At 75.8% G+C, this 21,610-nt stretch carries 24 protein-coding genes; 2 read left to right on the forward strand and 22 right to left on the reverse strand.

The features are described from left to right. Window positions 1-22: 22 nt before the first annotated feature. Window positions 23-886 (reverse strand): 30S ribosomal protein S2, encoded by an 864-nt coding sequence (rpsB, locus tag DMP17_RS18955; protein WP_062401033.1) that lies wholly within the window; start codon window positions 884-886, stop codon window positions 23-25. Between the two features lie 374 nt (window positions 887-1,260). Here rpsB and DMP17_RS18960 point away from each other — a divergent pair, with 374 nt between their 5' ends. After that, complete coding sequence (locus DMP17_RS18960; RefSeq protein ID WP_337830211.1) at window positions 1,261-2,151, forward strand: M23 family metallopeptidase; 891 nt, start codon at window positions 1,261-1,263, stop codon at window positions 2,149-2,151. Here the strand turns inward: DMP17_RS18960 and DMP17_RS18965 are convergent. From DMP17_RS18965 to trmD, 10 genes are all read right to left on the reverse strand, one after another. Further along, window positions 2,108-3,151 carry a FliA/WhiG family RNA polymerase sigma factor gene (locus DMP17_RS18965; protein ID WP_226355756.1) on the reverse strand — a complete coding sequence of 348 codons (1,044 nt, stop codon included), beginning with the start codon at window positions 3,149-3,151 and terminating at the stop codon, window positions 2,108-2,110. The genes DMP17_RS18960 and DMP17_RS18965 overlap by 44 nt on opposite strands. Further along, on the reverse strand, window positions 3,126-4,199 hold the full coding sequence (locus DMP17_RS18970; protein ID WP_226355755.1) for a tyrosine-type recombinase/integrase: 1,074 nt from the start codon (window positions 4,197-4,199) through the stop codon (window positions 3,126-3,128). The genes DMP17_RS18965 and DMP17_RS18970 overlap by 26 nt, the downstream gene beginning before the upstream one ends. A gap of 31 nt (window positions 4,200-4,230) precedes the next feature. Then, a complete protein-coding gene (locus tag DMP17_RS18975) occupies window positions 4,231-5,412 on the reverse strand; it encodes a DNA-processing protein DprA (RefSeq protein ID WP_337830212.1) in 1,182 nt (393 codons plus the stop codon). Continuing rightward, window positions 5,409-6,923, reverse strand: a complete 1,515-nt coding sequence (locus tag DMP17_RS18980) for a YifB family Mg chelatase-like AAA ATPase (protein WP_337830213.1) — start codon at window positions 6,921-6,923, stop codon at window positions 5,409-5,411. The genes DMP17_RS18975 and DMP17_RS18980 overlap by 4 nt, the downstream gene beginning before the upstream one ends. Further along, complete coding sequence (locus tag DMP17_RS18985) at window positions 6,923-7,285, reverse strand: YraN family protein (protein WP_062401027.1); 363 nt, start codon at window positions 7,283-7,285, stop codon at window positions 6,923-6,925. Before DMP17_RS18985 ends, DMP17_RS18980 begins: the two co-directional genes overlap by 1 nt. A gap of 134 nt (window positions 7,286-7,419) precedes the next feature. Continuing rightward, a complete protein-coding gene (locus DMP17_RS18990; RefSeq protein WP_020627284.1) occupies window positions 7,420-7,743 on the reverse strand; it encodes a DUF2469 domain-containing protein in 324 nt (107 codons plus the stop codon). Continuing rightward, window positions 7,740-8,510, reverse strand: a complete 771-nt coding sequence (locus DMP17_RS18995; RefSeq protein WP_226356680.1) for a ribonuclease HII — start codon at window positions 8,508-8,510, stop codon at window positions 7,740-7,742. Before DMP17_RS18995 ends, DMP17_RS18990 begins: the two co-directional genes overlap by 4 nt. Before the next feature lie 92 nt (window positions 8,511-8,602). Beyond that, complete coding sequence (lepB, locus tag DMP17_RS19000; RefSeq protein WP_337830214.1) at window positions 8,603-10,864, reverse strand: signal peptidase I; 2,262 nt, start codon at window positions 10,862-10,864, stop codon at window positions 8,603-8,605. A gap of 42 nt (window positions 10,865-10,906) precedes the next feature. After that, a complete protein-coding gene (gene rplS / locus DMP17_RS19005) occupies window positions 10,907-11,263 on the reverse strand; it encodes a 50S ribosomal protein L19 (protein WP_226355751.1) in 357 nt (118 codons plus the stop codon). A 398-nt stretch (window positions 11,264-11,661) separates the two neighbouring features. Further along, complete coding sequence (trmD, locus tag DMP17_RS19010) at window positions 11,662-12,438, reverse strand: tRNA (guanosine(37)-N1)-methyltransferase TrmD (protein ID WP_226355750.1); 777 nt, start codon at window positions 12,436-12,438, stop codon at window positions 11,662-11,664. A gap of 51 nt (window positions 12,439-12,489) precedes the next feature. Between trmD and DMP17_RS19015 the strand changes: the two genes are divergently transcribed. Next, a complete protein-coding gene (locus tag DMP17_RS19015; RefSeq protein WP_178376860.1) occupies window positions 12,490-13,248 on the forward strand; it encodes an MgtC/SapB family protein in 759 nt (252 codons plus the stop codon). Window positions 13,249-13,279: 31 nt separating this feature from the next. Here DMP17_RS19015 and DMP17_RS19020 read toward each other — a convergent pair whose 3' ends face one another. From DMP17_RS19020 to DMP17_RS19070, 11 genes are all read right to left on the reverse strand, one after another. Further along, window positions 13,280-13,819 (reverse strand): Clp protease N-terminal domain-containing protein, encoded by a 540-nt coding sequence (locus DMP17_RS19020; RefSeq protein WP_337830215.1) that lies wholly within the window; start codon window positions 13,817-13,819, stop codon window positions 13,280-13,282. Between the two features lie 13 nt (window positions 13,820-13,832). Next, the gene (locus DMP17_RS19025; protein ID WP_062401017.1) at window positions 13,833-14,048 is read right to left on the reverse strand and encodes a helix-turn-helix domain-containing protein; all 216 of its coding nucleotides are present in this window, start codon (window positions 14,046-14,048) and stop codon (window positions 13,833-13,835) included. Window positions 14,049-14,143: 95 nt separating this feature from the next. Continuing rightward, window positions 14,144-14,695: a ribosome maturation factor RimM gene (gene rimM, locus DMP17_RS19030; protein WP_337830216.1), complete on the reverse strand. Its 552-nt coding sequence runs from the start codon at window positions 14,693-14,695 to the stop codon at window positions 14,144-14,146. Continuing rightward, complete coding sequence (locus tag DMP17_RS19035) at window positions 14,692-14,922, reverse strand: RNA-binding protein (protein ID WP_149663515.1); 231 nt, start codon at window positions 14,920-14,922, stop codon at window positions 14,692-14,694. The genes rimM and DMP17_RS19035 overlap by 4 nt, the downstream gene beginning before the upstream one ends. 5 nt (window positions 14,923-14,927) lie before the next feature. Beyond that, window positions 14,928-15,431, reverse strand: a complete 504-nt coding sequence (rpsP, locus tag DMP17_RS19040) for a 30S ribosomal protein S16 (RefSeq protein ID WP_337830217.1) — start codon at window positions 15,429-15,431, stop codon at window positions 14,928-14,930. A 147-nt stretch (window positions 15,432-15,578) separates the two neighbouring features. Beyond that, entirely contained in the window at window positions 15,579-16,496 is a 918-nt protein-coding gene (locus tag DMP17_RS19045) for a CPBP family intramembrane glutamic endopeptidase (RefSeq protein WP_337830218.1), read from the reverse strand. Further along, on the reverse strand, window positions 16,493-17,611 hold the full coding sequence (locus DMP17_RS19050) for an amidohydrolase family protein (RefSeq protein WP_337830219.1): 1,119 nt from the start codon (window positions 17,609-17,611) through the stop codon (window positions 16,493-16,495). The genes DMP17_RS19045 and DMP17_RS19050 overlap by 4 nt, the downstream gene beginning before the upstream one ends. Window positions 17,612-17,626: 15 nt before the next feature. Next, window positions 17,627-19,195 (reverse strand): signal recognition particle protein, encoded by a 1,569-nt coding sequence (gene ffh / locus DMP17_RS19055; protein WP_062401008.1) that lies wholly within the window; start codon window positions 19,193-19,195, stop codon window positions 17,627-17,629. Between the two features lie 10 nt (window positions 19,196-19,205). Further along, on the reverse strand, window positions 19,206-19,844 hold the full coding sequence (locus DMP17_RS19060) for an AAA family ATPase (protein WP_226355744.1): 639 nt from the start codon (window positions 19,842-19,844) through the stop codon (window positions 19,206-19,208). A gap of 113 nt (window positions 19,845-19,957) precedes the next feature. Further along, a complete protein-coding gene (locus tag DMP17_RS19065; protein WP_226355743.1) occupies window positions 19,958-20,296 on the reverse strand; it encodes a P-II family nitrogen regulator in 339 nt (112 codons plus the stop codon). Then, window positions 20,293-21,585: an ammonium transporter gene (locus tag DMP17_RS19070; protein ID WP_226355742.1), complete on the reverse strand. Its 1,293-nt coding sequence runs from the start codon at window positions 21,583-21,585 to the stop codon at window positions 20,293-20,295. The genes DMP17_RS19065 and DMP17_RS19070 overlap by 4 nt, the downstream gene beginning before the upstream one ends. Between the last annotated feature and the right edge of the window lie 25 nt (window positions 21,586-21,610).

Below are 21,610 nucleotides of genomic sequence, written 5' to 3' on the forward strand. Positions count from 1 at the left end.
CGGGCCCGCCGGACGCGCGCACTCAGTTCTGGGTGCCGTTGCTGGTGGAGGCGGGGGCGGCCGCAGCCGCCGCACCGTCGCCACCGGCGGCGGAGAGGCTGGCACCGTCGGAGCCGACCTCGTTGCCCGCCAGGACGTCCTGCTCCCACTCGGCGAGCGGCTGCTCGGCGGCGGCCTCGCCACCCTCGCCCCGGCGCTGGCCACGGGAGACCAGACCGTCGGCGGCGGCCTTGGCGATGACCTTGGTCAGCAGCGCGGCCGAGCGGATCGCGTCGTCGTTGCCCGGGATCGGGAAGTCGACCTCGTCCGGGTCGCAGTTCGTGTCCAGGATGGAGACGACCGGGATCTTGAGCTTCCGGGCCTCGCCGACGGCGATGTGCTCCTTCTTGGTGTCCACGATCCAGACGGCGGACGGGACCTTGGACATGTCGCGAATACCGCCGAGGGTCTTCTCGAGCTTGTCCTTCTCACGGGTCAGCGTGAGGATCTCGCGCTTCGAGCGGCCCTCGAAGCCACCGTTCTGCTCCATCGCCTCGAGCTCCTTGAGGCGCTGCAGGCGACGGTGGACGGTCTGGAAGTTGGTGAGCATGCCGCCCAGCCAGCGCTGGTTGACGTACGGCATGTTGACCCGGGCCGCCTCCTCGGCGATGACCTCCTGGGCCTGCTTCTTGGTGCCGACGAACATGATCGTCCCGCCGTGCGCGACGGTCTCGCGCACGAACTCGTAGGCGCGGTCGATGTACGACAGCGTCTGCTGGAGGTCGATGATGTAGATGCCGTTGCGCTCGGTGAGGATGTAGCGCTTCATCTTCGGGTTCCAGCGACGGGTCTGGTGCCCGAAGTGCACGCCGCTGTCGAGCAGCTGCTTCATGGTGACGACGGCCATGGCCTGCGATCACCTCTCGGTCGGGCGCGGCGGATGCCGCGCAGGCGGTTCGTGGGCCCACCGGTCGGTGGACCACCCTGGCGCCCGCGGCGGAGCCGGACCTGCTCCCCCTGGTCACACGTGAGCGTGACGTCGGGATCGCAGGACCGCCCGGCCTCCGCTCCCGACGCCGTACCCTGGGGGAACGGCGCAACGGGCGAGCGGGCGCGCGAAGTCACCACGACGGACGTGGTGCGGGCTCCAGTGTACGCCGGGGCCTCCGGGCCGATCGCGGCGGAGCCCGGTTCCGGCGGCGGCTGTCCACAACCGGCCGGTACGTCCACAGGACGACGGTCCACCCCGGCGACGAGCGGTCGTCGCCGCAGGCTGGACGGGTGCCTCTCCCCTCGCCGTCCGCTCCCCCGCCCCGGGGCCCCCGTCACCTGTCCCGCCCGGGATGGCGGGCCGGGCTGCGGGCGGGCGCGGTGCTGCTCGCCGTGGTGGTGACCGGAGTGGCGCTCGTGCCGCCGGGGGCGGCGGTCGCCGCACCGGTGGTCCCCGCACCGGTGATCCCCGCACCGGTGGTCCCTGCACCGGTGGTCCCTGCACCGGCGGACGCGGCACCGGTGGTCGCGGCGCGGGAGACCGCCGTCCCGACCCCGGAGCCGCCTCCCGGGGCCGGCGGCCTCCCGCCTCCGCCCGGCGGCGGGCCCGCTCCGGGCGGGCCCCCGGACGGGACGGGCCCGGCGCCCGCGCCGCCGCGGCCGCCCGGAGCGGGGATCCCGGCCCCGGGGGCGGACTACGCGTGGCCGCTGCTCCCGCCCCCGGCGGTCACCGCGGTGTTCCGCAGGCCCGCGTTCCGCTACGGCCGCGGGCACCGCGGCGCCGACCTCGCCGGCTCCCCCGGGCAGGCGGTGCTCGTCGCACGGGAGGGGGTGGTGGTGTTCGCCGGGCGGATCGCCGGGCGCGGCGTCGTCTCCGTCGACCACCCCGACGGGCTGCGGAGCACCTACGAGCCGGTGACCGCCGCCGTCGTCGCCGGGGCGCGGCTCGCCGGGGGCGATCCGGTGGGGACGCTGGAACCCGGGCACACCGGGTGCCCGGTCGCGGCCTGCCTGCACTGGGGCGTGCGCCGGGAGCGGCTCGACCACCTGGACCCGCTGGTCCTGCTGCGGCCTCCCCGGGTGCGGCTGCTGCCCTGGGAGGGGGCGCCGGAGCCCGCGGAGGGCGCTCCGGACGGGGTCAGCCCGCCAGCGCCGGCTCCATCGTCGCCCGCAGCCGGGTGATCATCCGGGCGTGCAGCTGGCAGACCCGGGACTCGGTGACCCCGAGGACCCCGCCGATCTCGGCCAGCGTCCGGTTCTCGACGTAGTAGAGGCGCAGGACCAGCCGGTCCCGCTCCCCCAGCAGCCCGATCGCGGCACGCAGCTCCGCCCCGGTCTCCCTCCGGACCGCCGCGGTCACCGGGTCCACCGAGTCGTCGGCCGGGAGCGTCGACAGCGGCGAGCCCGCCGGGCCGCCCGCGCCGAGGTCCTCGGCGCTGACCAGGTACATCGGCCGCCGGGCCTGACGGAGGTCGCGCACCGCGACGCCCAGCTCCGCGGCGAGCTCGCCGTCGGTCGCGGGGCGCCCGGCGCGGAACTGCACCGCCTCACGGGCCCGTTCGACCTCGCGGCTGCGCGCCCGCACGGTGCGGGGCACCCAGTCCTGGGCACGCAGCTCGTCGAGCATGGCGCCCCGGACCCGCTGGGCCGCGTAGGCCTCGAAGCGGATCCCGCGTGCGGGGTCGAACCGGTCGACGGCCTCCATCAGGCCGAACGTCCCGGACTGCAGCAGGTCGGCGAGCTCGATCGACGACGGCAGCCGCACCGCCAGCTTCGTCCCCACGCCGCGCACGAGCGGGGCGTGGTGCTCGACCAGGCGTCGTCGCGCGGCGGGGGCGCGGGTGGCGAGGAACTCGCGCCACAGCGGCACGACCGCCGGCTCTACGGTCTCGTTCAGGTGACCCGGTGCGCCGTCGGGCGTGTCGCGGGGCGCCCGGACCGTCGCCGGGACGAGCGCGATGCACGCCGGGGCCGCGCCCGCCGGCGGTCGTCCGGTGGTGGCGTCGAGGGGGCCGCGGCGCGGGTGCCCGGGTGGGTCGGGGACCGGTCCGAGGACGGCCGCGCGGGGCGTGTCGGCCCCCGCGGCCCTCCGGTCGAGGGCCGTGGCCAGGGCGGTGGGGAACGCGTCGGGACGGCGGGACGTCGTGGGGGACGCCTCAGGCCCGAGGGTGCGCCTGGTCATGAACCACCTTCAACCGGTCGACGGTCACATGCGTGTAGAGCTGTGTCGTCGACAGCGTAGCGTGACCGAGTAACTCCTGTACGTAACGAAGGTCGGCTCCGCCCTCGAGCAGATGGGTCGCCGCGGCGTGCCGCAGACCGTGCGGTCCGACGTCGGGGACGCCCGGTACCGCCCGGATCGCGCGGTGCACGACGGTCCGTGCGACGCGCGGGTCCAGCCGCCCGCCCCGCACGCCCAGCAGCAGCGCCGGCGGCGACGACGGGGTCGCCAGCGCCGGTCGGCCGTGGTCGAGCCAGCGGCGCAGGGCGCGTGCGGCGGGGACCCCGAACACGACGGTCCGTTCGCGGTCGCCCTTGCCCCGGACCCGCAGCGTACGGGCGGACTCGTCGACCGCCCCGACGTCCAGCCCGCACAGCTCCGCGACCCGGATCCCGGTCGCGTAGAGCAGTTCGAGGACCAGCAGGTCGCGCAGCGCCTCCGGGGCGTCCTCCGCCGCTCCGGAGGTCACGGCGGCCAGCACCGCCGCGGTCTCCGCCGCGCCGGGCACCTCCGGCAGGACGGTGCCCGCGCGCGGCGACCCGAGCCGGGCGGCCGGGTCGTGGTCGAGCCGCCCGGTGCGCACCGCCCAGGCGCAGAACGTGCGGGCCGCGGCGGTGCGCCGGGCGACGGTGGCCCGCCCGGCGCCGGCGGCGTGCGTCGCGCCGAGCCGCCGGCGGAGGTGGTCCAGGTCGAGCGCTCCGAGGCCGGGGAGCCCGCGGAGCAGGTCGGTGAGGTCCGAGCGGTAGCCGCGGACGGTGTGCGGCGAGCGGTTCCGCTCGTGGCGCAGGTGCCCGGTGAACTCCTCGAGCGCGGTGGCGACGTCCGGCGCGAGCCCGTCACCCGCGGCGGCCCCGCCACCCCCTGTGGACCCGTCGCCCGCTGCGGACCCGTCACCCGCGGCACGGGCGCCCGCGGGACCCACGGCCGGCCCGTCGACCGCGCCGGGGACCGGCTCGGTGGCCGTGGGACCGGACGACCCCGCGGGACCGGAGGACTCTGTGCGCGCCATGCCCGGACGGTCCGCCGCCGCGGGGCCCCGGTCAAGGACCCGCCCGGCGTGCCGGACGCTGCCACAGCCCCTGGTGGTACTCGGCGAGCCCACGGTCCTCCAGCTCGGTCAGCGCCGCGCGCAGCTCGTCGGGGCCGACGCCCGCGGCCTCCCCGATCCGTCCCGGCGGCCACGCGGCACGGGCGGGCAGCGCGTCGTGGACCGCCAGCACCCGCGGGTCGAGCCCGTCGGTCGGGCGGGACTCCCCCTGCGGCGGCAGGGCGAGGTCCACACCCAACCGGCCGACGACCTCCAGGACGTCCTCGGGCCGCCCGACGAGGCCCGCCTGGTGGGTGCGGACCAGCTCGTGGCAGCCGACCGACATCCCCGAGGTCACCGGGCCCGGCACCGCCATCAGCGGGCGCCCGAGCGCGGTCGCGTCGGCGGCGGTGCGCTTCGTCCCGCTGCGTGCCCCGGCCTCGACGACGAGGGTCCCGACACCCAGTGCGGCCAGCAGCCGGTTGCGGACGAGGAACCGCAGCCGCCCGGGGATCGTGCCGGGCGGGTACTCGGTGAGCACCAGACCGGTCGCGGCGATCCGTTCCAGGAGACCGGTGTGCGCGGCCGGGTAGACGCGGTCCGGGCCGCAGGCCAGCACGGCGACCGTCGCGCCGTCGACGGCGAGCGCCCCGCGGTGCGCGGCCGCGTCGATCCCGAACGCGGCGCCGGAGAGGACCGCGACGCCGCGCCGGGCCAGCGTCGCGGAGAAGTCCGCGGCCACGTTCAGCCCGTACGGGGTCGCGGCACGCGACCCGACGACGGTGACCGACCGGTCGGCGAGCGTCGCGATCTCCCCCGGCCCGCGCGCCCACAGCGCGATCGGGGGCGCGAGGTCGGCCCGCGGGGCCTCGGCGAACGACCGGAACGGCCACGACGGCCAGCCCGGGTCCTCCGGCACGAGCAGCCGGGCCCCGGCGGCCGCGGCCGCCTCCAGGTCGGCCCCGGAGCGGTCGGTGCCCCGCCGGGCCGCCGCGGCGCGCAGCAGCTCGTCGGAGACGGCGCCACGACGCAGCCGGTCGGCCGCCTCGACCGGCCCGTACCGGTCGACCAGGGCGACGAGGTGCCGGTTCGGGGGTTCGACGCAGCGCAGCAGGTAGGCGCGGGCGCGCAGGACCTCCTCGGGCACCGCGCCGGCGTCGGTACCCGGGCGGACGGCCGGGACCGGGGCGCTCACGCGGCACCCCGCTCACGGAAGTACAGCGCCGCGTCGACCAGGCCGCGGTCGGGCCGGTCGGCTCCGGCGAGGTCGCTGAGCGTCCAGGCGACCCGCAGCGCGCGGTCCGCGCCGCGGGCGCTGAGATCGCCGGCCCGCAGCCGGGCCTCCAGCGGTGCGATCACCCGGGCGGGCAGCGGGAAGCGGGTGCGCAGGGCGGGGCCGGGCACCTCGGCGTTGCACCGCCACCCGTGCTCCGACCAGCGTGCGACGGCGGCGGCGCGGGCGTCGAGCACCCGGCGGCGGACGGTCGCGGTGTCCTCACCCCGCTGCTCGGTCACCCGCAGCGCGGTCACCGGCTCCATCGCCACCCGCAGGTCGACCCGGTCGAGCAGCGGGCCGGACAGCCGGGACATGTAGCGGCGGCGGACGTCGGGGCGGCAGGTGCAGTCGCGGTCGATCGGCGGTGCGCACGGGCACGGGTTCGCCGCGAGGACGAGCTGGAACCGGGCCGGGTAGCGCACGGTGCCGTCGGCGCGGGACAGCCGGACCTCGCCCTCCTCCAGCGGGGTGCGCAGCCCGTCGAGGACCGAGGCGGGCCAGTGCGGGCACTCGTCGAGGAAGAGCACCCCGCGGTGGGCCAGCGACACCACACCGGGCCGGGCGACGCCGCTGCCCCCGCCGAGCAGCGCCGCGGTCGACGCCGAGTGGTGCGGCGCCACGAACGGCGCACACGTGCTGAGCGCCCCGGTGTCGCCGAGCCGGCCGGCCACCGACCGGATCGCGGCGAGCTGCAGCGCCTCGGCGCGGTCGAGCTCGGGCAGCAGCCCCACCACGCGCTGGGCCAGCATCGTCTTGCCGGTGCCGGGTGGGCCGACCATCAGCAGGTGGTGCCCGCCGGCGGCGGCGATCTCCAGGGCGCGCCGGGCGTCGTGCTGGCCGAGCACGTCGGCCAGCTCGGGCGCCGCGACGGCCGGGGCCTCCTCCCGCCCGCCGTCGTGCCGGTGCAGCAGCCGGTTGCCCGCCGCCCAGTCCAGGACGTCGCCGAGGCTGTCGGCACCGAACGCCTCGATCCCGTCGACCAGCGCGGCCTCGGCGAGCGCGGCACGGGGCACGACGGCGCGGACCATCCCGGCGTCGCGCGCGGCGAGCAGACAGGGCAGCACGCCGATCACCGGGCGCAGCCTGCCGTCGAGGGCGAGCTCGCCGAGCAGCGCGGTGCCGCGCAGCCGGTCGGGCGGCACCGCGTCCGCGGCGACGAGGACGCCGAGGGCCAGTGCGAGGTCGAACCGGCTGCCGGTCTTGCGCAGGGTCGCCGGGGAGAGGGCGAGCACGATCCGCTCGTTGGGCCAGGTGCGGCCGGAGTGCACGATCGCGGACCGGACCCGGTCCTTGGACTCGTTGAGGGCGGCGTCGGGCAGGCCCACGAGGTGCACGCCGGGCATCCCGCCGCCGATGACCGCCTCGATCTCGACGGGGACGCCGTCGACGCCGTGCAGCGCCACCGACCAGATCCGTGCCGGGGGCCGCATCAGAACGCCGCCGGGTAGTGGGTGAGCGTGACCGGCCGGCCGGGCCGGATCAGGACCGCCACGACGTCGAACCTGATCTCGACCCAGCTCACCCGGTGGGCGGCCATGAACGCCTTCGCCAGCAGCCGGATCCGGCGGGTCTTGCGGCGGGTCACCGCCTCGGCGGGCTCGCCGTAGCGGAGCCCGGAACGGGTCTTGACCTCGCAGAACACCAGCCGTTGCTGCGGGTCGACCGCGACGATGTCGATCTCGCCGTGCGTGCACCGCCAGTTGCGGCTGAGCACGACCATCCCGTGTGCCCGCTCGAGGTACTCGGCGGCGGTGTCCTCACCGCGGCGGCCGAGCTCGTCCTTCGCTGCCATGGGTCCACGATCGGGCCGGGTGGGCCCGTCGCGGGGGTGGATCGGCCGGCTGTGGACGGATCCGCCGGTTGGGGATGGGCACCGCCGGCCGCGCCGCCGGAGCGGCGGAACCGTCGGTGGGGTCTGCTACGCGCTCATCCCGGGAACTGGTCGTCGTCGGGGAGCCGCAGGTCAGGGGTGTCGAGCTCCTCGATGTTGACGTCCTTGAACGTCACCACCCGCACGTTCTTGACGAACCGCGCCGGGCGGTACATGTCCCACACCCACGCGTCGGACATGCGGACCTCGAAGTAGACCTCGCCGTCGGCGTTGCGCGGGGCGACGTCGACGGAGTTGGCCAGGTAGAACCGACGCTCCGTCTCCACGACGTAGGAGAACTGGGCGACGATGTCGCGGTACTCCTTGTAGAGCGTGAGCTCCATCTCGGTCTCGTACTTCTCGAGATCCTCGGCGCTCACCGGCCCGCTCCTCCTGTGACGATCTCCAACGGCTCCCACGCCCCGACCGTGTCCTCCGGGTCTCCGGGGTCGGGTTCCTGCTCGGGGAGCGCCCCATTGTGGACCAGCCCCGCCGGGACCTCGCGCCCGGCCACCGCGGCGACGTTCGCGAAGGAGAACCGGTGCTCCGGACAGGGCCCGTGGGCGCGCAGCGCGGCCTCGTGGTCCGGGGTGCTGTAGCCCTTGTGCACGGCGAAGCCGTAGCGGTCGTGCTCGGCGTCGAGCGCAGTCATGATGCGGTCCCGGGTGACCTTGGCCAGCACCGACGCCGCCGCGATGCAGGCTGCCACCCGGTCCCCCTTCGGCACCGCGAGGGCGGGGCGGCCGAAGCCGCGGACCGGGAAGCCGTCGGTCAGGACGTAGCCGGGCCGGACCGCGCCCAGCGCGGCCACCGCGCGGCGCATGCCCTCGATGTTGGCCACGTGCACCCCGCGGCGGTCGACCTCGGCCGCCGGGATCACGACGACGGCGTGGTCCAGCGCCCGCGCGCGGATGCGGTCGTACCAGTGGTCGCGGGCGGCCGGGGTCAGCAGCTTGGAGTCGGTCAGCCCGTCGAGGGCCTTCGCGTCCGCGGGCCGCAGCACCGCCGCGGCGACGACCAGCGGTCCGGCACTCGCCCCGCGACCGGCCTCGTCGACGCCGGCGACCGGGCCGAGCCCGTGGCGCTGCAGGACCGTCTGCAGGGTCCAGGTGCCGCCGTCGCGGACGACGGCGCGCGGCGGACGCAGCCCGTCGGGCAGGACCCGTACGGGGCGTCGGCGGGTACGCGGCCGTCCGGTGGGACGGGCGCGGCTGGGCGGAACCGGCACGGTGCTCCCGGTCAGGCTCTCCGGCGCCACCCGTGCGGGGGGCGCGTCGCGGGCAGGAACCGCTCGGCCTCGGCACGGGCGAGCAGGGCGCGTCGCCGGCCGGCCGCGAGCGGCAGGGTCCCCATGATGCCCAGCGCCAGCGGCAGCCCGCTGGGTAGCCCCGGGAGCCCGGCCGCCTCGGCCGTGGTCTGCGGGTCGACCGCGCTGACCCAGCCGAACCGGTCGAAGGGCAGCACGATCAGCCGGACCTTGCCGATGATGTTGGCCTCGGGGATGGGGCCGTGCCCGGCCGCCCGGGAGTCCGCGGAGTTGTTCCGCGAGTCGCCCATCATCCAGTACTGGCCCTCGGGGACCGTGATCGGGCCGAACGGGATCTGCCGGGCCGGACCCGCCTCGGGCAGGTAGTAGATGTAGGGCTCCTCCAGCGGCTGCCCGTCGACGACGACCTGGTTGAGCGCGTCGCAGCAGGAGACGGTCTGGCCGCCGACGGCGATCACCCGCTTGACGAAGTCCTTCTCGTCGGGCGGGGCGATCCCGACCAGCGAGCCGAGCGACTGCAGGCCCTTGAGCAGCGGGTTCTCGGTGCCCTCGCCGCTGTAGGTCTCGCTGGCCCAGCCGTCGGTGCCGCGGAACACGACGATGTCGCCCGGGGTGATGTCGGTGAAGTTGTAGGTGACCTTGTCGACGAGCACGCGGTCGTTGTTGCAGCCGGTGCAGCCGTGCAGCGTCGTCTCCATCGAGCCCGACGGGATGACGTAGACCTTCGCGAGGAAGGTCTGGATGAGGACCGTCAGCAGGATGGCGACCCCGGCCAGGAGCAGGATCTCCTTCCAGAACGCCGTCTTGGGCTTCTCCTCGCCCGCCGCGGCCGCGGCGGAGCCGCGCCCGGTGAGGGCGGCGATCCGGCCGCCGATGCCGACGGGGCCGCTGCGGCGCGCGGCGCGGCCACCGGTGGCGCGCTCCGGCTCGTCCGTCGCGTCCTGCGGGTCGGCGGGGGTGTCGTCGGGGTCCTCGGCCGGTTCCGCCGGGGCCGCGGCCGGGCGACGGCGGCGCGGGGGCCGCGCCGGCGCGTCGGCGCCGGGGTACGGGACCGCGGCGGTCCCGGGGTCGGCGTCGACGTCGTCGCCGACCGGGGCGGCGGCCGCGCGGGCACGCCGCGGGTCGGCCTCCGGAGGCACCCGGCGACGCGTGGTCGCGGCGGCGTCGGGGTCCGGCGGGACCGGGCGACGGGTGGTCGGGGCACCGTCGGCGTCCGGTGGGACGGGACGGCGGGTCGTCGGGGCGGCACCGTCGACGGGCGGGCCGGCGGGCCGGCGACCGGGGACACCACCGTCGGGGCGGGGCTCCGGGCGGGCGCCGTCGGAGTACTCGGCGGACGGGCCGCGGACGGGCGGACGGCCGGGGGCGCGACCGCGCGGGTCGGGGCGGCCGTAGCCCTCGGGCGCGTACCCGTCGGGCCCGTAGGCCTCGGGTGCACGACCGTCCGGCGCGTAGCCGTCGATGCCGTGGCCGCGGGGGGCGTGGCCGTCGGGGCCGCCGGGCACGGGGCCGGAGGGACCGAAGCCGGGGGCGGCGGGGGGCCGGCCGTTGCGCCGGGGCGCGTCGGGGCCGCGGAAGGGCGGTGCGGCGGACGGGTCGAACCCGGCGGCCCGGCGACCGGGCCTGCCGTCGGGGGCTGGCTGGTCGGGGCCCGGGCGGACGCCGTGACGACCGGTGCCCTCGGGGCGCCCGGCCGGCGGCGCCGGATGACGGGGGTCCGGGGCCTGCTCCGGGCGGCTGCCGGGCGGCGGCCACGGCCTGCCGTTCGGTGCGGCGCCGGGCTCGGAGCCGTCGGGCCGGTTCAGCCGGGCCGCGTAGCGGGCCCGCAGCGTGTCCGGGCCCTCGGTGGCCGGGGCGGGCCGCTCCTCGGGGAGCGGGCCGCCCGCGTCGACGCCGTGCCGCCCGGAACGTCCGGCGGCGAGCTCGTCGAAACCGTTGCGGTAGCGACGCCCGCGGGGACGGGCCTCGTCGGCGCCGTCCTCCGGGCCCGCGTGCCGGGTACGGACCCCGCGCGGTGCGCCCTCGGGCTCACCGTCCGCGGAGCCGTCCCGGGCCGGCACCCCGTGCTGCAGCGCGGTCCCGAGCAGCCACTGCTGCTCGTCACCGCCCGGTTCACCACCGGCGGGCGGCGGGTCCTCGGGGGCCCGCCGCCGACCGGGGCGCTCGGGAACATCGCTGCCGCGATACCGCCGGGGGCGGGCCCGGCGGTCGTCGGGGAGCTCGGGGAAGGCCACGCGTCGAGATTACGTCACCGGTCCGTCACGACAGGGTGACGGTCAGGACGCGGTGGTCTCCCGACGCTCCTTGATCTTCGCGGCCTTGCCGCGGAGGTCGCGGAGGTAGTACAGCTTCGCCCGGCGGACGTCACCGCGGGTGGCGACCTCGATCTTCTCGATGTTCGGCGTGTGCACCGGGAAGGTGCGCTCGACGCCGACGCCGAACGAGATCTTGCGGACGGTGAAGGTCTCGCGGGCACCCGAGCCGTGGCGGCGGATGACGACGCCCTGGAAGATCTGGGTACGGGTGCGGCTGCCCTCGATGACCTTCACGTGCACCTTGAGGGTGTCCCCGGGGCGGAAGTTCGGGATGTCGGAGCGCAGGGTCTCCGCGTCCAGTGCGTCCAGGGTGTTCATGTCGACGGTCCGTCCTCGTGTGTCGTTCGTGCGGGTCGTGCGGTGCCGGTCCCGGGTCGATCCGGGATCGCGCCCGGGCCACGGGGCGGTCGTGCCGTACGGCGACGACGCTCCTCCGGTGGCGGGCTCGGTACGGCCGGCACCACCGGCGGGACCGGGGGCACACGTGACCGTCACCGGGCACCACACGCGGCGCTGGCAACCCGTCCATAGTGCCAGACGGACAGATCGCCCCGGACACCCGGTGGTGCGAGGGCCTCCGGAGCGGCTCCGCGGGCCCGGTCGTACCGGACGGACCGGGCACCGCCGGTCGCCGGTGGGGGCCCGCCGGGCGACGGCGGAACGGTCCCCCGCGCCGGCCCCGGAGCCGGGCCGGGGACGCCCACCGGCGGGAACGCTCAGGCGGTGGGGGCGTCGGCGTCGTCGTCGGGGCGCCCGGCGGCGAGCACGGCGCGGTCGGCGGCGTCCAGGGCGTCCGGTCCGAGCGCGTCGAGCAGGTCGGGGCGCCGGTCCCGGGTCCGTTCCAGGGCCCGGTCGCGCCGCCAGCGGGCGATCGCGGCGTGGTTGCCGCCGCGGAGCACGTCCGGCACGGCCAGCTCCCGCCACACCTCGGGACGGGTGTAGGACGGGCCCTCGAGCAGCCCGTCGGAGAAGGAGTCCTCGGCGGCCGAGCGCGGGTTGCCCAGCACCCCGGGCAGCAGCCGGGCGACGGCCTCGACCATCACGAGCACGGCGACCTCCCCGCCGACGAGCACGTAGTCGCCGATCGACACCTCGTCGACGGTGATGCCGCGGGCCCGGGCGTCGAGCAGCACGCGCTCGTCGATGCCCTCGTAGCGGCCGCAGGCGAACACCAGCCGCTCCTCGGCCGCCCAGGCGTGCGCGGTGGCCTGGGTGAACGGCCGTCCGGCCGGGGTCGGGACGACGAGCCGGGCGGGCAGGTCGGGGGTGGCCAGCACGTCGTCGAGGGCCTCGCCCCACACCTGGGGGCGCATGACCATTCCCGGCCCGCCGCCGTACGGGGAGTCGTCGACGGCCTGGTGCACGTCGTGGGTCCAGTCCCGCAGGTCGTGCACCGCGACGTCGAGCAGCCCGCGGTCGATCGCCCGCCCCAGCAGTGCCTCGCGCAACGGCTGCAGGTAGGACGGGAAGATGGTGACGACGTCGATCCGCACGGCGCGGATCGTCGCAGGCGCCCGTCCCCCCGTGCAGAAGGAGGTCATGCGATGTCGGAATCCTGGGCCGAGCCACTCTGGTCGACGGCGGCGCAGTGGAGCCTGCTGCCGCCGGTGCTGCTCGCCCTGCTGCTGACGACCGCGATCGGCCTGGAGCGCGAGGCCGGTGCGAAGAGCGCCGGTCTGCGCACGCACGTGCTGGTCGGCGTCGGCGCGGCGGTGTTCATGGTCATCTCGAAGTACGGCTTCGCCGACCTGCTCGCGACCGAGCACGTCGCGCTGGACCCGTCCCGGATCGCGGCCCAGATCGTGTCCGGGATCGGGTTCATCGGTGCCGGGCTGATCTTCGTCCGGCAGGACGTCGTGCGCGGGCTCACCACCGCGGCCACGATCTGGCTGGCCGCCGCGGTCGGGACGGCGTGCGGTGCGGGCCTGGCCCCGCTGGCCGTCCTGGCGACGGCGGCGCACTTCCTGGTGACCCGGGGCCTGCAGCCGGTCGCGCGGGTGGTGCGGCGGCACCGTCGTCGCCCGCCGGTGCTGCGGATCCGCTACGACGACGGCTACGGCGTCCTGCGCGGGGTCCTGGAGCGCTGCACCGCGGCCGGGTTCTCGGTGGCGGGGGTGGCCGTGCACCGCGGCTCGGTGGCCGCCGACGGCGTCCGGGTCGCGGCGCTGACCCTGCGTCTCGACGGCCGGGGCGACCTGCCCGGCCTGGCCGCCGCGCTGTCGGAGACCGACGGGGTGCGCTCGGCCGAGACCCGGGTGGACCCGACCGAGGACCCGGACGACCCGGACCGCGCCGACGACTGAGCCGGCGACCGGGCCGAGGACCGGGCCCGGCTCAGCCCGCCCGGCGGGGCCGCCGTCGCTCGACGGCGCGCCGGGTCCCGTACAGCGTCATCCCGTACCGGTCGAGCACCTGCGAGGCCGCGGTGTCCGGGTGCAGCAGCCCGAGCAGGACGTGCTCGGTCCCGATGAACCGGTCGCCCAGCCGGACCGCCTCCCGCAGCGACAGCTCCAGGACCTTCTTCGACGACTTCTCGAACGGGATGTGCCCGGCCCGGCGTCCGCGCCGGACCCGGTCGAGCGCCCCGGGCCCGAAGGCGTCCTCCGCGGCCCGCCGGACGGCGTCGAGGTCGATGCCGAGGGCGGCGAGCACCTCGCCGTCGCGGGCCGGGTCGGTGGCGTGCAGCGCCGTCACCACCGCGGCCGTGTCGACCCCGGCGTCGGCGAGGAGCTCCTCCCCCGGCGTACCGGGGCGCCCCAGGACCCCGAGGAGCAGGTGCTCCGGGCCGATCCGTGGCGCGCACCGCGTCCGCGCCTGCTCCTGTGCCGCGACGACGACCTCTCGGGCCTCGTCGGTGAACCGCTCGAAGAACACGTGCGTCTCCCCTCTACAGGCCGAGCCGGCGGTACTTCTTGTGCACCGCCTGCCGGCTGATCCGCAGTGCGTCGGCGATCTGCTGCCAGGACCAGCCCTGGTTGCGAGCACTGGTGACCTGCAGCTCCTCCAGGGACTCCTGCAGCTCGCGCAGGGCCACCACCGCCCGCAGCCCCACGGCCGGGTCCGTGCTGGACGCCGCCGCGGCCACCGCCGTCGCATCACTCATGACTGTCAACATAGGTTGACAATCCGGCGATGTCAACTCTGGTTGACATCGCGGCCGTGAGAACGGCCCGGCACCACGGGGGTGCCGGGCCGGGATCAGTCCTGCGGGTCGAGCAGCCCGTCGGGCGGGTCGAGGACCACGCGTCCGCCCGCCACGTCGACGGTGGGCACGATCGCCCCGACGAACGGGACGAGTGCCTCGTGCCCGGCCGGCCGCCGGACGACCAGCAGTGACCCGCCGGGGCCGTGGACGACGTCGGTGACGGTGCCCGCCTCGGTCCCGTCGACCAGCTCGGCCCGCAGACCGGTCAGCTGGTGGACGTGGAACTCCTCCGGGTCCTCCGGCTCGGCGAGCGCGGAGGTCGGCAGCCGGAGCTGGACCCCGCGCAGGGCCTCGGCGGCGTCGCGGTCGGCGACGCCCTCGAAGAGCACGAGCCAGCGGCCCGAGTGGGCGCGCGCACCGGTGACGGTGAGCGGCCCGGGGCCCGCGGCGCGGGGCCGGTGGCCCTGCAGGACGGCACCGGGCGCGAACCGCTCGGCCGGTGCGTCGGTGCGGGGCTCGACGACGACCTCGCCGCGCAGACCGTGCACACGCACGACGACGCCGACCAGGACCTGGCCGGCGTCGTCGGGTGCGGAGTTCGTCACCGGTCGGTGTCGACGACGTCGACGCGCACGCCGCGACCGCCCACACCACCGATGACGTTGCGCAGGGCGGTGGCGGTCCGGCCACCCCGGCCGATCACCTTGCCGAGGTCGTCGGGGTGCACCCGGACCTCGAGGATCCGACCGCGACGCCCGGTGACCAGGTCCACCCGGACGTCGTCGGGGTGGTCGACGATGCCGCGCACGAGGTGCTCGAGCGCGTCCGCCATGAGAGTCACGACTGGGTCGACTCGGTGGCCGGCTCGGCCGCGTCCTTGGTCGCGTCGGCGACGTCGTCGCTCTTCGTCGCGGCCTCGGCCGGGGCGGCGTCAGCGGTCTTGCCGACGCGGTCGCCACCCTTCTTCTTCGGGGTGGTGGCCGCGGTGGTCGGCTCCTCGTTCGCCGCCGCCAGCGCCTCGTTGAAGCGGGCCAGCTTGTCGACCTTCTCGGCCTGCGGCTTCAGGGTGCCCTCGGTGCCCGGCAGGCCCTTGAACTTCTGCCAGTCGCCGGTGATCTCGAGCAGGTTCTGCACCGACTCGGTCGGCTGCGCGCCGACACCCAGCCAGTACTGCGCACGGTCCGAGTCGATCTCGATCAGGCTCGGCTCGTTCTTCGGGTGGTACTTGCCGATCGTCTCGATGGCCCGGCCGTTGCGGCGCGTACGGGAGTCCGCGACGACGACGCGGTAGTACGGCTGACGGATCTTGCCCAGACGCATCAGCTTGATCTTGACGGCCACGCTGTGGTGCTCCTCGCGAATGTCGATTCGTGCTGCGATGAGTCAGCCGGCCTCGCGTGGGGTTACGGGCTCGCTCACTCGTAGGTGTCGGCCGTGGCAGGTAGAGGGCCGGCCACGGACCCGATCGGCCATTCTGCCAGACGTCGTTCAGACCGCGGGAAAGGCCCCGACCAGCATGAGGGCCAGGGCCAGCCCGGGCAGGAAGTTGTTGACCGCGTGGGCCACGATCCCGGCGGTGACGCGGCCGGTCAGCAGCCGTGCGACCCCCAGCGGCAGCGCGACGACGAACAGCAGCGGCGCACGCAGGAACTCCAGGTGGGCCAGCGCGAACACCGCCGTGGTCAGCACGAACACGACCCAGCGGTTGCCGACCCAGTGCGCGATGGCGTTCCACAGCAGGCCGCGGTAGACGATCTCCTCGCAGACCGGGGCGACCACGACGATGCCGACCATCACGGCCAGCGCGACCGGCCACGTCGTGCGGATGCCCTCGAAGGCGACGCCGACCGAGGTCGTCAGGTCCGGGCCGACCAGGTAGAGGTAGGCCAGCGCGGCCGGGATCGTCACGAACAGCCCGGCGACGCCGATCAGCAGCCCGATGCCGACGTCCTCCCAGCGGAACCGCAGGCCCAGGTCGGCCACGGGCCCGCTGCCGAACACCCGGGTCCAGACGACGCAGGTGAGCGCGGCCAGGATCGTCGGGACGACGATCGCGAGGAGGACCTCCTGCGCGGAGTCGACCTCCCCCAGGCCCAGCGCCAGCAGGAACGACGAGCCGAGGAACACGATCTCGACGACCAGGAAGGCGAGCAGCCCGCGGAACGGGCGCGGCGGGGGCGGCGACGGCTCGATCCCGAACAGCCCGCGCCGCGGCGGCGGACCGTACGGCGCGCCCGGGCCGTAGGGCCCGGGCCCGGCGGGGCCGTACTGCGCCGGCCCACCCGGCCAGCCCGCGGGCGGCCACCCGGCGGGCGGCGGCGCGGTGGCGTCGGACGGGGTGGAGCCGGCCGGGTCGTCGGCGGAGGCTCCGGGCGGTCCCGGCGGCGAACCGGGCGAACTGCTCATGCCCCCGTTGATACCCGACGTCCGCGGATCAGGACCACCGACGGGGCCCGCAGCACGCCGAGATCCCCCCGCGGGTCGCGGTCGTACACGACCAGGTCGGCCGGCGCGCCGGGCACCGGACCCGCCGGGCGGCCCAGCCAGGACCGCGCGGCCCAGCTGGCGGCGCCGATCGGGTCCGGGTGCCCGGCGCGGGCCAGCTCGGCGATCTCGTCGGCGATCCGGCCGTGCCGGATGCCGCCGCCGGCGTCGGTGCCCGCGTAGACCGGGACCCCGGCCTCGATCGCGCGTCCGACGGTCTCCCAGGCGTGGGCGTGCAGGTCGCGCATGTGGCCGGCGTAGCGGGGGTACTTCGTCGCCTTCTCGGCGATGCCGGGGAAGGTCTCGACGTTGATCAGGGTCGGCACCAGGGCGGTGCCGCGGGCGGCCATCTCGTCGATGAGCTCGTCGGAGAGCCCGGTGCCGTGCTCGATGCAGTCGATCCCGGCCCGGATCAGCCCGGGCAGCGCCTCGGTGCCGAAGACGTGCGCGGTGACGCGGGCGCCGGCCCCGTGCGCCGCGTCGATGGCCTCGGCGAGCACCTCGTCCGGCCAGAGCGGGGCGAGGTCGGCGTCGTCGGGGCCCGCCGCGCGGTCGATCCAGTCCCCCACGAGCTTCACCCAGCCGTCACCGCGGGCCGCCTGGGCCCGGACCTCGTCGACGAGCAGGCGCGGGTCGTCGAGCTCGGCGGCGAGCCCGGGGATGTAGCGCTTGGGGCGGGCGACGTGCCGCCCGGCCCGGATGATCTCGGGCAGGTCATCGCGGGCCTGCAGCGGCGAGGTGTCGACCGGGGACCCGCAGTCGCGCAGCAGCAGGGTGCCCGCGTCGCGGTCGGTGCGGGCCTGCGCCGCGCACTCCTCCAGGTCGGTGACCGGGCCGTCCGGGCCGAGCCCGACGTGACAGTGCGCGTCGACCAGGCCGGGGACGATCCAGCCGTCGGTGACCAGGTCCTCCGCCCCGGGCAGCGGCTCCGGGCTGATCCGCCCGGAGCCGTCGACGTACAGGTCGGCGCCCGCGGCACCGTCGGGGCCCAGCAGCGTTCCGCGGAGCCGCCACCCCGCGGCCGGAAGATCGGTCATGGGTGGCGACCCTAGCTACTTCTTCTTGCCGAAGTTCAGCTTCGACGGGTCGAAACCGGGCGGCAGCTGGTCGAGGTTGCCCAGTCCGGGCGGGAGCTGCTGCAGGCTCGGCGGCAGGTTCGACAGGTCCGGCGCCCCGGCCGCGGCGCGGTTCGCGGGGTTGCCGCTGCGCCGGCCCTTCTTGGCCTGCCGGGCCTTGCGCGGGTTCTTCGGGACCTTCTTGGTCGCGCTGCGCCCACCGCCGCCGAAGCCGAACTGGCCGGCCATCTGCTTCATCATCTTGCGGGCCTCGAAGAAGCGGTTGACCAGGTCGTTCACGTCGGATACCGACACACCGGACCCGGTCGCGATGCGCTGGCGGCGCGACGCGTTGATGATCTTCGGGTCCTCCCGCTCGGCGGGGGTCATACCGCGGATGATCGCCTGCAGGCGGTCGATCTGACGGTCGTCGACCTGCTCGAGCGCGGCCTTGGCCTGCCCGGAGTTCATCCCCGGGAGCATGTTCAGGATGTTGCCGATCGGCCCCATCTTGCGCAGCTGCAGCATCTGCTGGAGGAAGTCCTCCAGGGACAGCTCGCCGGAGCTGATCTTCGCGGCGGCGGCCGCGGACTGCTCGGCGTCGAAGACCTGCTCGGCCTGCTCGATGAGGGTGAGCAGGTCGCCCATCCCGAGGATGCGCGAGGACATCCGGTCGGGGTGGAAGACGTCGAAGTCCTCGAGCTTCTCGCCGTTGGAGGCGAAGAGGATCGGCTGGCCGGTGACCTCGCGGACGCTCAGCGCGGCACCACCGCGGGCGTCGCCGTCGAGCTTGGTGAGCACGACACCGGTGAAGCCGACGCCGTCGCGGAACGCCTCGGCCGTGGCCACGGCGTCCTGACCGATCATCGCGTCGACGACGAACAGGACCTCGTCGGGCTGCACCGCGTCCCGGATGTCCGACGCCTGTCGCATCAGCTCCTCGTCGACGCCGAGGCGGCCCGCGGTGTCGACGACGACCACGTCGTACTGCTTGTCGCGGGCGTGCGCGATGCCGTCGCGGGCGACGCCGACCGGGTCGCCGGGGCCCTCGGGGAGCTCACCGGAGCCGGTGGCGCCGGGGTGCGGCGCGTAGGTCGGGACGCCGGCGCGCTCACCGACGATCTGCAGCTGGTTGACCGCGTTGGGACGCTGCAGGTCACAGGCCACGAGCAGCGGGGTGTGCCCCTGCCCCCGGAGCCAGCGCGCGAGCTTGCCGGCCAGGGTCGTCTTACCGGCACCCTGCAGACCGGCCAACATGATGACCGTCGGCGGTTCCTTGGCCAGGTGCAGCCGCCGCGTCTCGCCGCCGAGGATCGCGACGAGCTCCTCGTTGACGATCTTGACGACCTGCTGGGCCGGGTTCAGGGCCTGGGAGACCTCCGTCCCCTTGGCCCGGTCCTTGATGCGCGTGATGAACCCGCGCACCACCGGCAGGGCGACGTCCGCCTCCAGCAGCGCGATCCGGATCTCGCGCGCGGTGGCGTCGATGTCGGCGTCGGAGAGCCGGCCCTTGCCGCGCAGGTCGCGCAGCGTGGATCCGAGCCGCTCGGAGAGGGAGTCGAACACCCTTACCAGCCTACTTGGCCAGCGCCAGTCCCCCACGGGCACCGGAGCGATCCGTGCGACGGACCGAGGACCAGCCGGTCTCGGTGCCCGCCCGCAGGGCGTCGGCGGTGTCGCGGGCGCGCCGAGCGTGCGCCGCGAACGGTCGTGACCGGACCACCCGTCCGCGGGCGTGCTGGCCGTCGAGTGCCTGGTCGGGGGCGGTGTCGAGCCACAGCAGGTGCGGTGCGCGGCCGCCGAGCCGGGCCAGCGTGCGGACCGCGGCGCGCACCCGGGGCGCGGTCGCGGGCAGGTGGACCACGACGGTGTCCGCGGGGCCGAGGGCCGCGGTGACCACCGACGCCCGGTGGGTCAGGTGGGTCAGCCACCGGTAGGCCGGGTACGGCGTCGCGGCCGGGAGCAGCCGCGCGAGCACGGCCCGGGTGGCCCCGGAGTCGAGGACCCGGGTGCCGGCCGGGGCGTCGAGCCCGGCGAGCAGCGTGGTCTTGCCCGCCCCCGGCAGGCCCGCGACGAGCAGCAGCGTCCGCCCCGGCAGCACGACGACCAGGGGGTCCGTCGCGCCGCTGTCGGACGGGTCGGGGACGGCGGGGCGGGGCTCGGTGTCGTGGGTCGGCGGGACGGCACCGGTCGGCACGGCACGGGCGGTTGTCATGTGCGGTGAAACGGTCCGGACGCCCGGATCGTTCCGATCACCCGGAGTGTCCGCCCGGTCGCCGGTGATGATCACCCGGTCGGCCGCAGGGCCACGGGGCGGCTACCGGGCGGTCACAGGGCGTCGGAGCCGCGCTCCCCGGTGCGGACGCGGACGACGTTCTCCACCGGGACGACCCAGACCTTGCCGTCGCCGATCCGGCCGGTGTGCGCGGCGTCGACGACCGCCTGCACGACCCGGTCGGCCTGCTCGTCGTCGACGACGACCTCGACCTTGACCTTGGGTACGAAGTCGACCGAGTACTCCGCGCCCCGGTAGACCTCGGTGTGGCCCTTCTGGCGGCCGAAGCCCTGGACCTCCGAGGTCGTCAGGCCCAGCACCCCGAGCTCCTCGAGCGCGTCCTTGACGTCGCCCAGGACGAACGGCTTGACGATCGCGGTCACCAGCTTCATCGGTCCCCCTCCTCGGTGATCCGCCCGGCCGGCCCGCGGCCCGCCGTGCGCATCGTGCTGAACTCGTACGCGGTCTCGGCGTGCTCGGCCTCGTCGATGCCGCCGTGCTCGTCGTCGGGGGCGGCGCGGAAGCCGATCGTCCGCGACACCACCCAGGCGATCAGCGCCGTCATCCCGAACGCCCAGACCGCCGCGACCAGCACCGACAGCGCCTGCCTGCCGAGCTGGGCGAGGCCGCCGCCGTAGAACAGGCCGTCGGCGCCCGCCGGGTTGACCGCGTCGGTCGCGACGAGACCCAGCATCAGCATGCCGATGACCCCGCCGATCCCGTGGATCGCGACGACGTCGAGCGAGTCGTCGTAACCGAACCGGTACTTCAGCCGGATCGCGAGCTGGCACAGCAGCCCGGCGAGCACGCCGATCGCCAGCGCACCCCAGGTGTCGACGTAGCCGCAGGCCGGGGTGATCGCGACCAGCCCCGCGACGGCGGCCGAGGCGGCCCCGAGGCTGGTCGGACGGCCGTCGAGCCGGTCCTCCAGGACCAGCCACGCGACGACGGCGGCGGACGCGGCGGTCATCGTGGTGACGAAGGCGTTGGCCGCGGTGGCCCCGGCGGCGAGCGCGGACCCGGCGTTGAACCCGAACCAGCCGAACCACAGCAGGCCCGCCCCGAGCAGCACCAGCGGCAGGTTGTGCGGGCGCATCGGCTCGCGCGGCCAGCCGCGGCGGGCGCCGAGGACCAGCGCGAGCGCGAGCGCCGAGGCGCCGGAGTTCACCTCGACCGCGGCGCCGCCCGCGAAGTCGAGGGCGCCGACGGTGTTGACCAGCCAGCCGCCGCGCTGCGACACCGCGCCGTCGACGGCGAAGGTCCAGTGCGCCAGCGGGATGTAGACCACGACCACCCAGACCGCGACGAACAGCGTCCAGGCCCGGAACCGGGCCCGGTCGGCGACGGCGCCGGACACCAGTGCCCCGGTGATCACGGCGAACATCAGCTGGAACATCGCGAACGCCTGCACCGGCACGTCGCCGACCAGCGCGTTCGGGTCGGTGATCCCGGCCAGCTCGAACCCGCCGATCAGCCCGCCGTGCGAGTCTCCGAAGGCCAGCGAGAACCCGAACACGACCCAGACGAGCCCGATCACGCCGAGGCAGACGATGCTCATCATCATCATGTTGAGCACGCTCTTGGCGCGGACCATGCCGCCGTAGAACAGTGCCAGCCCCGGGGTCATGAGCATGACCAGGGCGGCGCTGCCGAGCAGGTAGGCGGTGTTGCCGGTGTCCACGTCGACACTCCTCGTCGCACGCTGC

This window comes from Pseudonocardia sp. TMWB2A, from assembly GCF_017312135.1.

Bases quoted from the DNA above. Each gene is read 5' to 3' on its own strand.
- DMP17_RS18970 (WP_226355755.1), bottom strand. From the start codon at position 4,199: ATGGCGCGCACAGAGTCCTCCGGTCCCGCGGGGTCGTCCGGTCCCACG.
- DMP17_RS19045 (WP_337830218.1), bottom strand. From the start codon at position 16,496: ATGAGCAGTTCGCCCGGTTCGCCGCCGGGACCGCCCGGAGCCTCCGCC.
- rpsB (WP_062401033.1), bottom strand. From the start codon at position 886: ATGGCCGTCGTCACCATGAAGCAGCTGCTCGACAGCGGCGTGCACTTC.
- DMP17_RS19025 (WP_062401017.1), bottom strand. From the start codon at position 14,048: ATGAGTGATGCGACGGCGGTGGCCGCGGCGGCGTCCAGCACGGACCCG.
- DMP17_RS19060 (WP_226355744.1), bottom strand. From the start codon at position 19,844: ATGACAACCGCCCGTGCCGTGCCGACCGGTGCCGTCCCGCCGACCCAC.
- rplS (WP_226355751.1), bottom strand. From the start codon at position 11,263: ATGAACACCCTGGACGCACTGGACGCGGAGACCCTGCGCTCCGACATC.
- DMP17_RS19035 (WP_149663515.1), bottom strand. From the start codon at position 14,922: ATGGCGGACGCGCTCGAGCACCTCGTGCGCGGCATCGTCGACCACCCC.
- DMP17_RS18965 (WP_226355756.1), bottom strand. From the start codon at position 3,151: ATGACCAGGCGCACCCTCGGGCCTGAGGCGTCCCCCACGACGTCCCGC.
- DMP17_RS18980 (WP_337830213.1), bottom strand. From the start codon at position 6,923: ATGCGGCCCCCGGCACGGATCTGGTCGGTGGCGCTGCACGGCGTCGAC.
- DMP17_RS18985 (WP_062401027.1), bottom strand. From the start codon at position 7,285: ATGGCAGCGAAGGACGAGCTCGGCCGCCGCGGTGAGGACACCGCCGCC.
- DMP17_RS19065 (WP_226355743.1), bottom strand. From the start codon at position 20,296: ATGAAGCTGGTGACCGCGATCGTCAAGCCGTTCGTCCTGGGCGACGTC.
- DMP17_RS19050 (WP_337830219.1), bottom strand. From the start codon at position 17,611: ATGACCGATCTTCCGGCCGCGGGGTGGCGGCTCCGCGGAACGCTGCTG.
- DMP17_RS19015 (WP_178376860.1), top strand. From the start codon at position 12,490: ATGTCGGAATCCTGGGCCGAGCCACTCTGGTCGACGGCGGCGCAGTGG.